General features: G+C 65.3%; 11 protein-coding genes and 1 pseudogene. 9 read left to right on the top strand and 3 right to left on the bottom strand.

Going from position 1 to position 12,222, the window contains the following annotated elements:
- Positions 1-161 precede the first annotated feature (161 nt).
- Complete coding sequence (locus tag ABKW28_RS21590) at positions 162-734, bottom strand: TetR/AcrR family transcriptional regulator (RefSeq protein ID WP_348613164.1); 573 nt, start codon at positions 732-734, stop codon at positions 162-164.
- A gap of 162 nt (positions 735-896) precedes the next feature.
- Here ABKW28_RS21590 and ABKW28_RS21595 point away from each other — a divergent pair, with 162 nt between their 5' ends.
- Together ABKW28_RS21595 and ABKW28_RS21600 are read left to right on the top strand one after the other, a co-directional pair.
- Positions 897-1,904 carry an SDR family NAD(P)-dependent oxidoreductase gene (locus ABKW28_RS21595; RefSeq protein WP_348613167.1) on the top strand — a complete coding sequence of 336 codons (1,008 nt, stop codon included), beginning with the start codon at positions 897-899 and terminating at the stop codon, positions 1,902-1,904.
- 125 nt (positions 1,905-2,029) lie between these two features.
- Complete coding sequence (locus ABKW28_RS21600; protein ID WP_348613170.1) at positions 2,030-2,797, top strand: SDR family NAD(P)-dependent oxidoreductase; 768 nt, start codon at positions 2,030-2,032, stop codon at positions 2,795-2,797.
- 48 nt (positions 2,798-2,845) lie between these two features.
- Here ABKW28_RS21600 and ABKW28_RS21605 read toward each other — a convergent pair whose 3' ends face one another.
- Positions 2,846-4,021: a helix-turn-helix domain-containing protein gene (locus ABKW28_RS21605; protein WP_348613172.1), complete on the bottom strand. Its 1,176-nt coding sequence runs from the start codon at positions 4,019-4,021 to the stop codon at positions 2,846-2,848.
- A 174-nt stretch (positions 4,022-4,195) separates the two neighbouring features.
- Here ABKW28_RS21605 and ABKW28_RS21610 point away from each other — a divergent pair, with 174 nt between their 5' ends.
- The 7 genes from ABKW28_RS21610 (at position 4,196) to ABKW28_RS21640 (ending at position 11,743) form a co-directional block, all read left to right on the top strand.
- Positions 4,196-5,338 carry an ABC transporter substrate-binding protein gene (locus ABKW28_RS21610; RefSeq protein ID WP_348613174.1) on the top strand — a complete coding sequence of 381 codons (1,143 nt, stop codon included), beginning with the start codon at positions 4,196-4,198 and terminating at the stop codon, positions 5,336-5,338.
- Positions 5,339-5,375: 37 nt separating this feature from the next.
- Positions 5,376-6,233 (top strand): branched-chain amino acid ABC transporter permease, encoded by an 858-nt coding sequence (locus ABKW28_RS21615; RefSeq protein ID WP_348613176.1) that lies wholly within the window; start codon positions 5,376-5,378, stop codon positions 6,231-6,233.
- Positions 6,233-7,267, top strand: a complete 1,035-nt coding sequence (locus ABKW28_RS21620; protein WP_348613178.1) for a branched-chain amino acid ABC transporter permease — start codon at positions 6,233-6,235, stop codon at positions 7,265-7,267. The genes ABKW28_RS21615 and ABKW28_RS21620 overlap by 1 nt, the downstream gene beginning before the upstream one ends.
- Complete coding sequence (locus ABKW28_RS21625) at positions 7,264-8,019, top strand: ABC transporter ATP-binding protein (protein ID WP_348613181.1); 756 nt, start codon at positions 7,264-7,266, stop codon at positions 8,017-8,019. Before ABKW28_RS21620 ends, ABKW28_RS21625 begins: the two co-directional genes overlap by 4 nt.
- Positions 8,006-8,722 carry an ABC transporter ATP-binding protein gene (locus ABKW28_RS21630; RefSeq protein ID WP_348613183.1) on the top strand — a complete coding sequence of 239 codons (717 nt, stop codon included), beginning with the start codon at positions 8,006-8,008 and terminating at the stop codon, positions 8,720-8,722. Before ABKW28_RS21625 ends, ABKW28_RS21630 begins: the two co-directional genes overlap by 14 nt.
- Positions 8,723-8,846: 124 nt before the next feature.
- On the top strand, positions 8,847-10,388 hold the full coding sequence (locus ABKW28_RS21635; protein ID WP_348613185.1) for a class I adenylate-forming enzyme family protein: 1,542 nt from the start codon (positions 8,847-8,849) through the stop codon (positions 10,386-10,388).
- Between the two features lie 80 nt (positions 10,389-10,468).
- Positions 10,469-11,743, top strand: coding sequence for a thiolase family protein (locus ABKW28_RS21640; RefSeq protein ID WP_348613187.1), 1,275 nt, complete (start codon positions 10,469-10,471; stop codon positions 11,741-11,743).
- A gap of 99 nt (positions 11,744-11,842) precedes the next feature.
- Here the strand turns inward: ABKW28_RS21640 and ABKW28_RS21645 are convergent.
- Positions 11,843-12,222, bottom strand: a pseudogene (locus tag ABKW28_RS21645) (long-chain fatty acid--CoA ligase); the annotation flags it as partial.

Genomic DNA, 12,222 nt, shown 5'->3' on the forward strand with positions numbered 1-12,222 from the left:
TCCATCGTCGGGAGACCTCGACGTCTATCTCGACACCGACGCGCCCACTGGATCTACACCCTCAATTCGGAAGAGCCCGTTTACTCGGGCTTGCGGGTCCAGGCACGGGCGTCAGGAGTTGTGGGAACAGCGAGTGGAGCGCCGGGACGGCATCGAGCTCGTCAGGCAGCGCGAAGCTCGATGCCGTCGAAGATGATGACGTACAGCTCCGTCATCGCGTCGACATAGGCCATACCCACGTCGTCGACGATCTGCGGATCGCGAAAGGTGAACATCGCTGCCAGGCATGCTCTCGCGATGAGGCGAGCATTGACCGGACGGAACTCGCCCTCTTCGATGCCCGCTTGGATCAACGCCTCCAGCTTGTTGAGGGCCGCAATGGTGTGGAAGTCGAGAATCTCCCTGCTGCGCGGCCATTCGACCAGGTCGGCTTGGAAGCGGGGGCTCGAGCGCGCCAGCTCTTGTGACGACAGGTAGGCGAGCGCCTGCCCTCGCCGGGTATTGGCCGAGGTGATCGCGATCTCGGCGTCGTGCCCCGTCCGAGCGAAGAAGCGTCGGACCACGCGCGCGATCAAGTCATCGCGGCTGGGTTCCAGCTCGTAGAGGGCTCGGCGGGAACACTGCAATTCGCGCGCGATCTCGGCGACGGTGAGCCCGGCGAAGCCTCGCGCGAGCATCAACCTCTCCAACGATGACAACAGCTCGTCTTGACGCCCGCCGCTCCGACCCGACATCGGTACAGCCTACGGCTCCGCTAGGCGTCCCATCTCGGTACCAGAAAGCTAAGCATAGGTACCGATCATTGTCGGGCACGCCAGGGCTATCGGACTACATGAGAAGGGGCTCTGTGCATGGCGGTACCAGAAATCGACTGACTGGTACCATAAGGGTGTGTGATGATCGCGCACGACAGAGTGCGCGTCAGCGAAGGCGCATATCCTGTCGAAGGAGAAGAATTGTCGACCACCATGTCGTTTGCGGGCAGGACCGCTGTGATCTCAGGGGGCGGACGCGGCCTCGGCCGCACGTACGCTCTCGAAATGGCTCACCGAGGAGCGAGCATCGTCATCAATGACCCTGGTTCCACCGTAACCGGCACCGGAAGTGCCGCGGCGGCCGAGGAGGTGGTGGCCGAGATCCAGACCCTCGGCGGGCACGCCGTGGCGTCGCGTGCCGCCGTGTCCGACCAGGCCTCGGCCATCCAGGTGATCGATACCGCGGTCGAGGAGTTCGGATCGTGCGACATCGTCATCAACAGCGCGGGGATTCTTCGCGACCGGACGTTCGAGAACATGTCCGAGGACGAGTACGAGGCAGTCATGCAAGGACACGCCACCGGCCCCTTCTTCCTGACGCAGGCGGCATTTCGTCAGATGAAGGTCCAGGGCTACGGAAGAGTCGTGTTCACCTCATCGGCAGCGGGTCTGTTCGGCAACTTCGGCCAGTCGAACTATGCGTTGGCCAAGAACGGCATCGTCGGCCTCACGAAGGTCCTCGCCCTGGAGGGGGCCCGGCACGGAATCCTGGTCAACGCGGTCGCCCCGGTGGCCGCGACCAGGATGGCCGCACAGGGCCTCACCGCTGGGCTGCCCGAGGCGATGGACCCGCACCTCGTCACCCCTCTGGTGCTGTACCTCGCATCCGAAGCATCTACTCACACGATGAAGACGTTCTCGGCCGGAGGGGGACACTTCGCGGAGGTGTTCGTCTCGGAGTCGCGGGGATGGACCTCTGACGGGATCGTCCAGCCCGAGGACGTGGCGGCACACATGCCGCTGATCACCAGTCGTGACGAGCCGCTTGAGTTCGGCAACGCCTTCGAAGAGATCGCCCACGTGTGCCGCGAGGCGCGGATCCCGAACCCATACGGCGACCTCACCGTCCCCGAAGCCGTCGACGGCTGAGGCCCGAAGACCACTCGACAACGACCACACCGGGGCGTCGGACGCCCCGTGACACTTGCTCGACGCCGGCATGATCTCTCGCCGGTGCCCGGCCCGTGTGCACCAGGATAGGGAGAGGAATGACCATGCGTATTGCAGAGAGCGCTGCCATCGTGACCGGAGGTGCGTCTGGACTGGGCGCAGCCACGGCCGCCAAGCTCGCCGAGCTCGGTGCCGACGTGTACGCCGTCGACCTACCGTCGGCCCTGGACGTCCTGACCGATGAACAGCGGGCGGACCATCGAGTCACGTACATCGCTGCTGACGTGACAGCAGAGGACGAGGTCCAGTCGGTTGTCGACACGTCGACGCGAGCCAGGCCGCTGCGCGTGATCGTGAACTGCGCCGGCATCGCGCCTCCCGCCAAGATCCTCAGCCGCGACGGAGCCCACGATTTGGCGCAGTTTCGACGGGTCGTCAGCGTCAACCTGACGGGAACGTTCACCGTCGTGGCGCTGGGAGCCGAAGCCATCGCTCAAGCCGACCCCGATCAGGACGGCCAGCGGGGGGTCATCATCAACACGGCCTCGATCGCGGCGTTCGACGGGCAGGAGGGACAGGCGGCCTATGCTGCATCCAAGGCAGCGGTCGTGGGGATGACCCTTCCGGCAGCGCGCGACCTGGCACGCTACGGCATCAGGATCTGCACCATCGCGCCCGGAATGGTCGAGACGCCGCTGCTGGCGGGGGTCAGTGATGCATTCAAGGCTGGTCTCACCTCCGGTGTGCAGTTCCCCGCTCGCATGGGCAAGCCGTCGGAGTTTGCGCAGCTGGCCGTGTCGATCATCGAGCACGACTACCTCAACGGAGAGACGATCCGCATGGACGGCGGACTGCGGATGGCGCCTCGCTAGGGCCAGACCTCCCCGCCTGAATGCCTCGGGGCTCGGACTCGACCAGTCCTACGACTCGTCCTGGCTCTGGTGGATCCCGTCGTACTCGATGGCCCACCACACGCGCAGCGTCTCGACGGTGCGATCGAGCTTCGTTCCGGTCAGGGACCGGAACTTCTCCAGCCGGTATCGCACCGTGTTGGGGTGGACAAACAGGTGCTCCGCGGTCTTCTGGATGGACTTGTCGTGGTCGAGGTAGGAACGGATCGTCTCGACGAGGCTCTCGGCTGCGGCGCCGCGCCCAAGCGGGTCGACGTACTGGCGCCAGAGCGCCTCACCGATCTCAGGCTGACGCAGCACGGCGAGATGGAGCGCGAAGTTCTTCGGCGTCACGACCCCGCTCCTGCTGAACAGCCGAGCTCCGCGGAGCAGTTCGAGGGCGAGGGCGACACCGTCGTGGATCGTCTCGGGGCGAAGAGGGCCGACGCAGGCCATCAACGACCCGCTGAACTCTGGGGTCTCGGGAATCTCGGCGGTGGTCATCGCCGCCAGATGTCCATGGACGAAGCCGACGGTCGATCGGTCGAGCGTGCTGGGCACGTGCTTCTCAATGGAACTGGCAGCAGAAAAGTTCTGTCCGTCGAGCAGAGTCAGCCAGTAGTCCGTCCGAGCGTCCAGGCCGTGCTCATGCCCGATCTCGGCGAGCTCGTCGCTGCTGAAGGTGCCGTTGAGAACTCGAGAGAAGAAGTCGGCACGTCTGCCCTCGCGGCGAACGGACTTCTCGAACTCGATTCCGCGACGCTCGTCGACGATGCTCTCGACGATCGTGTCGGTGCCATCCCACATGCGCTGCATCCCGACGAGGATCGCGTCGGAGGAGACACCCTCGTTCTTGGCCAGGGTCACCACCTCGTCGCGTAGCCGTGCGACGACCGACCGATGTGCACTGCGGATGACCTCCACCGGCACACCTTGATCGGCCCGCCGACGCGTACTGACGTCCTCTTCCTCCAACAGCTCCGATGACTTGTCGGCCACTCCGCTGAGAAGGTCGGCGATTCGCAGGACGTTCCGTTCCGTCGATCGATCCAGATCGCGCGGCGGGACGCGCTCGTAGTGGGTGAACATCTGCAGCTCCTGGAGCTGGCACAGCCGGAGGTACGGAACCTGCTGACGAACCCTGTCGGCGAGGATCGTCAGTTCCTTGGCAACCCCGGCACCGTCGCTGAGCTTGCTTCCGCTCATTCTCCTCCTCTTGTACGCGCCTCCAAAGCAGGGCGTGAAGTTCTGACATCCCGCGACATGGTGATCTGGAACACACTTTGACAGACTCAACGAAACCACATCCATTACGGAGGTTTCACTATGGCCAATCGCTCCCACCCCCGGTCGCGGGATCTGCGCCTCGCAGGTCTGGGCATGACCATCATGGTCTTGCTCCTGGGTCTGACGGCGTGTGCATCTGACTCGGGGGATGAGGGCGGTGAGCTGCGTATCGCCGCAGTCTTGCCGTTGACGGGACCGGCCGCGGAGATCGGGGCCGCCTGGAAAGCCGGCATCGAGATCGCCGAGGACGTCATCAACGACAACGGTGGCCTGACGATCGACGGAAACAAGGTCGACATCAAGGTGAAGATCGTGGACGACGAGTCCACGCCCGCTGGCGCGCAGCGAGTCATCCAGGAACTGCTGAACGAGGACTATCAGCTGTTCTTCGGCCCCTCCACGTCGGCAAACTTCCAGACGGCGTTCGCCACGCTGAAGGACGACGAGCGCCGCCTCGTTCTCAGCCCGGCACAAGCGGCTGAGCCATTCCTCACCACGGGTGGACGCCTGTTCAAGACTCAGCCCTCGCAGAGCCCGGAGGCGCTCGCTGGATTCGCTCAGCAGTTCGCCGACTACCTCAAGCCGGAGACGGTGGCGATCCTTCAGCCCCAAGATCCTGGCGGAGACGGCGTGGCCCAGAACCTGGCCAAGGGCTTTGAGGAGGCGGGAGTCGACGTGGTGTACAACAATCAGGTCCCGGCAGACACCCGAGACTTCCTGCCGATCGTGTCGGCCATTCGCAACACCGATCCCGATCTGGTGATCACCCCCTATCTCGACAGCGTCGGTGGTCCCTTTCTTCAGCAGGCGGCTCAGGTCGGGTACGTGGACACGAAGTTCGCGAACTACGGGGGCAGCTCTGCTCAGGTCGCCGAGGCGCCGCAGATCAGTGAGTTCACCTACATGCTCGCCACGAGGGCGCCGGACAACCCCGACGACGAGGTGCTGGCGGAGTTCCGCGCCGCGTACGAGGAGAAGTTCGGCCATGCGCCCAAGCCGATCGACACGTACGCCCTCATGGTCTATGACCCGATTCTCATGCTGGCCCAGGCCGTGGAGGACGCGGGCACTTCGACCGACATCGCGGCCATCGCCGAGGCGCTGCGCGAGGTCACTGACTGGAAAGGCAAGGCTCTGCCCTTCAGCTTCGACGAGAAGGGTCTGATCCAGCTGGAGACGATGCAGCTGGCGACCCTGCGCGACGGAGAGACGACCTACACGGACTTCGTGCCGTAAGCAGCCGGGCCGTCTCCACTGATCGAAAGGGAGCTTCATGTTCTTGGAAGCCGCAACGAGCGGGTTTTTCCTCGCCGCCACCTACGCCATCGCCGCATTCGGTCTGGTGATCGTGTTTGGTGTTCTTGACATCCTCAACTTCGCCCACGGCGCGCTGCTGGTGCTGAGTGCCTACCTCGCCTCCAGCCTCATCATCGGTGGTGTTCCGTACTGGATCGCTCTGGTCGGGATCGTCGCCGTGATGGCGCTGGCGGGGATGGGGTTGGAGCGCACGATCTTCCGAAGGGTTGAAGGCGAGGTGATCGCCGGTCTGGTCGTCTCGATCGGGATCATCGCGATCGTGGACACGGCAATCCTGCGGTTCTGGGGTCCGGAGCCGCGGACTCTTCCCCGGCTGGTCGAGGGCTCAGTCTCCGTGGGTTCGGCGACGTTGCCCGTCGATCGGTTGCTCATCATCGCCGTCGTCGCGGTCGTCCTGGTCCTGGCTCAGGTGGCGCTGACCAGGTCCAGGTGGGGCAAGGTGCTTCGCGCGACCGCGCAGCAGCAGGATGCTGCGTCCCTCCAGGGGATCCCGGTCGATCGTGTGAAGACCGTGGCCTTCGGGATTGGCACGGCCTTGGCCGCGCTGGCCGGGGTCGTGATCGCCTCGACGGTGACCTTCGATACGCACCTGGGTGAGTCCCTGGTGATCAAGTCCTTCATCGTCATCATCATCGGTGGGGTGGGAAGTACCACGGGCGCCATGGTCGGGGCCTCGATCCTCGGCTTCGCCGAAGCGTTCGGCAGCGCCTACTTCGGTGTCGCCGTCGCGCAACTCATTCCGTTGATCGCCCTCGCCGCGGTGTTGCTCGTGCGACCGCACGGGATCTTCGGTCGCCGGTTGGAGCGTGTGTGATGGGGGTCTTAGCCATCGCTGAGCGGCGTTCGACCAGCTCCGCCACCGGCAAGGATCTGCGTCGTGCCGCGCCGATCGTCCTGCCGCTGGTCCTGCTCGTGCTGCCGCTGGTGACCAGCAGCCCCCAGCACCACTCGTGGGTCGCGGCGTCGCTGCTGTGGTCCCTCTGGGTCGCCAGCTTGAACATCGTCTGGGGGTACGTGGGCCTATTGTCGGTGGCCCAGCTCGCGCTCGGCGCGATCGCTGCCTACTGGGTGGCGATCCTCGGTGCCCGCACCGACACGAACCTCGGGGTGCTGGTGGTCGTGGGGGTCTTGCTCTCGATGGTGGCCAGTGTCCTTCTGGGCGCGGTCTCCACCCGCTTGAAGGGCTTCTACTTCACGATCATCACGATCGCCTTCGCCCTGACCGTGTCGACGATCCTGATGAACTGGGACGTGGCTGGTCGTACGACGGGACTCATGTTCCTGCGGTCCGAGATCCCCGTGATCCACCTCGGCCCCTACGAGCTGATCGCCACGACCACCGAGGGGTTCTACGTCCTCACCGCGATCGTCTTCGTCCTGGCGAACGCCATCGCTGCCCTCGTGCTCTACTCACGCGCAGGTCGGGCGATGCGGGCGGTCCGCGACGATCCTCAGCTGGCCCGGTCGCTCGGCTTCAGTCCGGCAGCGATCCGCACGCTGGCTTTCGCCCTGAGCGGTGCGCTTGCGGGCGTTGCTGGAATTCTCCACGCCTACTCGTTCCAGCTCGTGGTGCCGGAGCTGTTCGCGATCGACCAAGCGCTCCTGGCCGTGATGTTGATCGTGCTGGCTGGTCTGGGCAACGTGTGGGCGCCGGTGATTGCCGGGATCATCTACCTGCTCCTGTATCAGGTGGCTCCGATCGACGGTGACCTGCGAGCCGGGCTGCTTGGTCTCGTGGTGATCCTCGTGATCTTGCTGCTTCCGCGCGGCATCGTGGATGCGGTCCCGGCGTGGCGACGCGCGTGGGCACATCGAGCGGCCAGTCATTCCGAGGAGGCTTCAGCATGACCGATACGATCCCCATCCTCTCTGTCCAGAACGTCACCAAGACGTTCGGCGGCATCGCCGCTGTCAGCGACGTCTCGTTCGACGTGCAGTCGGGCACCATCTGCGGGCTGGTCGGGCCGAACGGAGCCGGCAAGACGACGCTCGTCAACGTCCTGTCCGGGTTCGAGCCGTCGACGAGCGGACAGGTGCGCCTGGGTGAGCGCTCCCTCTTCGGCTGGTCGGCAACACGTCGCGCGCGGGCCGGCCTGGTACGGACGTTCCAACATGCCCACACCTTCGGATCCATGAGGGTGGGCGAGGCGTTGGCCGCTGCCAGCGTCCCGCCACGTGGCACCGGAGTGCGAGCCCTGTTCCCCTCGCGGGATCGCCAGGAGATCACCGATCGCGTGGGCAAGGTCCTTCAGTTCCTCCAGCTGACCCGATGGGAACACGCTCTGTGCGGCGACCTCCCCTACGGGGTCAAGAAGCGGCTCGGCATCGGGCTCTCGCTGGTCACCGAACCGAAGGTGCTACTGCTCGACGAGCCGGCCGCGGGCCTGAACACGGTGGAAACGACCGGCCTGGTGGAGATGCTGCGCAAGCTACGCAGCACCGGCATCACGATCCTCGTCATCGAGCACTCGATGCCGTTGATCCGCAGTGTGTGTGACTCGATGGTCGTCCTCGATCACGGAGTCAAGATTCATGAAGGACCGCCAGAAGTCGTCTTGACCGACGAACGCGTGATTGGAGCCTACCTTGGACGCCGATGATCTCCTGACGGTCACCGACCTGTCAGCCAGCTACCGGGGCGCACGTGCGATCTCCGAGATTTCCTTGAACCTGCGCGCCAGCGAGGTGGTCGCACTGCTTGGCGCGAACGGCGCCGGAAAGACGACCTTGTTGCGGGTGCTGTCCGGACTGCACGCAGAGGCAACCGGACAGTGGACGCTCCGGGGGAGTCCGGCTCGAGGTCTGCCGGCGCACGTGCTCGCCGAGCGCGGGTTGGCCCACGTGCCCGAGGGTCGACAGCTCTTCGGTGAGATGACGGTCCGCGAGAACCTCGAGATCGGGATGTACCGAAAGTGGCCCGTGAAGCCCGGGGCCCTCGATCCAGCATTCGACCTGTTCCCGGAGCTGTCCGTGCTCATCGGTCGACTCGCCTATTCGCTGAGCGGGGGAGAGCAGCAAATGGTGGCCTTCGCACGAGCATTCCTGCCCGATCCGGACGTGGTGCTGCTCGACGAGCCCTCCCTCGGGTTGGCTCCGGTCGTCGTCGACCGGATCCTGCAGGCGGTCGACGTCATGCGGGACGCCGGCAAGGCGATCCTGATCGTGGAGCAGGACACCGAGGTCGCCCTGTCGTGCTGCGACCGCGGTTACGTGCTGACCGACGGACGAATCGTTGCCTCGGGTTCCGCGGCGGAACTCAAGGCCGACAAGACCCTCGAGCACGCCTACCTGGGAGACGGCTAAGCACGTCCGCGAGCCGACGACCACCTCGGTCAATGCCAGGTGCGGGGAGGGCCACGCCCTCTTCCCCGTCTCAGGCATGCCTCGATCCGACCCATTGTTTCGCCCACCACACGAAGGAAGCCCTGTGACGATTCCTCAACCGTTCGTGTCGCTGTCGCATCTGATCGACATGAACGCCAGCGCTCGCCCATTCGACATCGCCTGGTCAGACGCCCGCGGCGAGTACACCTGGCGGCAGTTCGCTGACGACGTCAACACCAACGCGAACACGCTCACCGACCTCGGCCTGGTCAAGGGTGAGGTCGTCGCGATGCTCGCCGACTCGTCGTACTGGACCTGGCACATGGCATTCGGAGCGATCCGCGCGGGAGGCGTGGTGGCCTCCCTGAACACGATGCTCCACCCGACCGTGGTGGCGAGCACCCTCACCAAGTCGGGAGCCAGCCTGCTCGTCGTCAGCGCGAAGTTCTTCGACCTCGCCGAGGCGGCGCTGGCCCTGCTGCCGGTCGGCGAGCGTCCGCGCCTCGTCACCGCCACGGGCGATCTGCCAGGAAGCCTCGACTTCGAGGCAGCGCGGCAGATGGCGTCGGCAGAACCCCCCGCGGTCGTCCTAGAGGCACACGACGGATTCACCGTCGTGTACTCCTCCGGCACGACCGGTGTGCCCAAGGGAATCCTACACACCCACGGCGCGCGTCTGGCGATGGCGGCCAGTTACGCCTCAGCCTATGAGTTCGACCCCTGGACTCGTCTCTATCTGACAACGCCGCCGCACACGAATGGCTCCTGGATGGTGGTCCTGCCGGCGATCTATGTCGCAGCGCGGGCTCACGTGACCGACGGTTTCGACGTCGACCAGTTCTTGGCTGATGTCGAGAGCTATCGACCGACGTTCTCCTTCGTCGTCCCCACGATCGGGGCACGCCTGCTCAAGCACCCACGCGTGGCGGAAGTCGACTGGTCCTGCTTCCAGTTCATCCTGACCTCCGGTGCGCCGATGCCAATCGAGATGAAGCGACAGTTGCGCGAGCTGTCCGGGAATGCCCTGGGGGAGGCGTGGGGATTCAGCGAAGGGGTCTCCTCGGTACTTCATCCGCGCGATATGGGCGACCGTCTCGACTCGGTCGGGCGGCCGATGGTCGGCTGCGAGTTCCGTGTCATCGACGACGAGGGGCGAGAGCTCGGTCGTGGACAGACCGGCGAGCTCGTCGGTCGGTCGAACTTCATGCTGTGCGAGTACCACCACGAGCAGGCCGCCACGGAAGCCCTCATCTGGACGAGCCCGGAAGGCGGCGTCTACCTACGGACAGGTGACTTGGGGCAGATCGACGACGACGGCTGGATCTCCGTGCGGGGCCGGAAGAAGGACATGATCATCTCCGGGGGGCTGAACATCTACCCCATCGACATCGAAGACGTGCTTCGGCGGCAACCGGCCGTCGAGGAGTGTGCGGTGGTCGGTGTGCCCCATCCCGACTGGGGCGAGACCCCGGTCGCCTTCGTGGTGCCGGCCTCGGGGGTCGTGGTGCAGACCCAGGAATTGCGTGAGGCTGCCAACCGCGACCTGGGCCGGCACCAGCGCATCTCCGAGATCCGGCTGATCGATCAACTTCCACGCAACACCCTCGGCAAGGTCATGAAGCACCAACTGCTCGAGAGCTCCTGAGTCTCGTCCGCCCCACCGCTGATGGCCCTCGTGCGCCATCGGAGTCCTTGCCTTCTCGACAGCAACAGATAGGAAATCCCATGTCACCGTCCGTCTACATCCTGGGAGTCGGTTCGACCCCGGTCCGCAAGCAACCAGAGCGCGGATTCACCGACCTCGTGGCCGAGGCCTTCACCACAGCGGTCGAGGATGCGCGCCTCGACGATGTCGATCGCATCGAGGGAACCTGGTTCTCGAACACCCTGATGGACTTCTGGGGTCAGCGAGCAGTCCGCGGTCAAGCCGTGTTGACGCCGCTCATGCGTGAGGGGGTCTTCCCCAACGGCAACACGATCATCAACGTCGAGGATGGCTGCGCGAGTGGATCGGTGGCCTTCAACGGCGCGTGGTCGGCCATCAGACAGGGGGCCGATCTGGCTCTGGCGCTGGGGGTCGAGAAAATGCACGACTCCTCCCGGTCGGGCTCGGAGTTCCTGCAGTGGATGGACGGCACGGGCAACATGCTCGATCCCGACCTCTTCTGGGGTCCTTTCCGTTCGATCGCGGCCGAGAACGGACTGGACCTGAAGCAGGACCCGAACCGCTCACTCGGCATGGACGCGTACTCGGTGTTCGCGCTGACGCACATGAACACCTACGGAACAAGCATCGAGCAGATCGCTTACGCCGCAGCCAAGAACCACACCAACGCGGTGGGCAATCCAAGGGCGCAGTATCGGTTCCCGATGACGATCGAGGAGGTCCTGGCCGACCGAGTCGTGGCCGAACCTCTGACTCGTGCCATGTGCGCGCCCCGTGGCGACGCCGGCTCTGCGGTGCTCGTTTGTTCGCAGCGCTACCTCGATGCCCAGCCACGTGAGGTGCGCGAGAGGGCCGTGCTGGTGCGCGGCCATTCGCTGCGGGGCGGGCTGGTCGACACCGACGGGTCGACGACGTGGGAAAAGCGGCGTGCGCCCGTGCGCGCTGCGGATGACGCGTATGCTATGGCGGAGGTCGCGCCCTCGGATCTGGACTTGGTCGAGCTGCACGACGCGGCCTCGTTCGCGGAGATCGCGCTCGTCGAGGACCTTGGTCTGTGCGCCCGCGGCGAAGGTGGGCCGTTCACGGCTTCGGGTGCCACTCGTCCGGATGGCCAGATTCCGGTCAACCCGTCGGGAGGTCTGGTTTCTCGGGGGCACCCGATCGGGGCGACAGGACTGACCATGCTCCACGAGGTCGTCCTCCAGCTGCGCCGGGAGGCGGGGCCGGTGCAGGTGAAGGCGCCGCGCCTCGGTCTGGTGGAGAACGGTGGCGGATTGCTCGGTCTGGACAATGCGGTCAGCGCGGTGACGATCCTGGAAGGCGCCTCGCGGTAGGAGCATGCCTCGACCTGTCGGCGCACCGCTCGCGGGTGCAGGGGGACTGCGGCACGAACGATCCTCGGCTTGCCGAGCGTGCAGTGGTCCCCCTGACGTTTAGGTGACGGTGGCCCGGTGGTCGGGACGGAACTGCGCGCGGATGACCTTCTTGTCGACCTTCCCGACAGCGGTGGAGGGAAGGGCCTGCAGGAAGTGGACGCTCTTGGGTGCCTTGACGGGTCCGAGGGCTTTCTTCCCGGCCTCGATGATGGTCTGGGCGTCGTCGAAAGAAGCCTCGACCGGTACGATCACGGCGCAGACCATCTCACCCCAGTTGTCGTCGGGGATGCCGATGACGGCACAGTCGCGGACTTGAGGCATGGCCAAGAGCGCCGCCTCGACCTCGGCGGGATAGACGTTGAATCCGCCGGTGATGATCATGTCCTTCTTGCGGTCGACGATGTAGACGTACCCGTCGTCGTCGATGTACCCGACGT

It is taken from the genome of Nocardioides sp. 31GB23 (assembly GCF_040012395.1).
Classification (GTDB): domain Bacteria; phylum Actinomycetota; class Actinomycetes; order Propionibacteriales; family Nocardioidaceae; genus Nocardioides; species Nocardioides salarius.

Bases quoted from the DNA above. Each gene is read 5' to 3' on its own strand.
- ABKW28_RS21620 (WP_348613178.1), top strand. From the start codon at position 6,233: ATGGGGGTCTTAGCCATCGCTGAGCGGCGTTCGACCAGCTCCGCCACC.
- ABKW28_RS21615 (WP_348613176.1), top strand. From the start codon at position 5,376: ATGTTCTTGGAAGCCGCAACGAGCGGGTTTTTCCTCGCCGCCACCTAC.
- ABKW28_RS21610 (WP_348613174.1), top strand. From the start codon at position 4,196: ATGACCATCATGGTCTTGCTCCTGGGTCTGACGGCGTGTGCATCTGAC.
- ABKW28_RS21640 (WP_348613187.1), top strand. From the start codon at position 10,469: ATGTCACCGTCCGTCTACATCCTGGGAGTCGGTTCGACCCCGGTCCGC.
- ABKW28_RS21625 (WP_348613181.1), top strand. From the start codon at position 7,264: ATGACCGATACGATCCCCATCCTCTCTGTCCAGAACGTCACCAAGACG.
- ABKW28_RS21600 (WP_348613170.1), top strand. From the start codon at position 2,030: ATGCGTATTGCAGAGAGCGCTGCCATCGTGACCGGAGGTGCGTCTGGA.
- ABKW28_RS21590 (WP_348613164.1), bottom strand. From the start codon at position 734: ATGTCGGGTCGGAGCGGCGGGCGTCAAGACGAGCTGTTGTCATCGTTG.
- ABKW28_RS21605 (WP_348613172.1), bottom strand. From the start codon at position 4,021: ATGAGCGGAAGCAAGCTCAGCGACGGTGCCGGGGTTGCCAAGGAACTG.
- ABKW28_RS21595 (WP_348613167.1), top strand. From the start codon at position 897: ATGATCGCGCACGACAGAGTGCGCGTCAGCGAAGGCGCATATCCTGTC.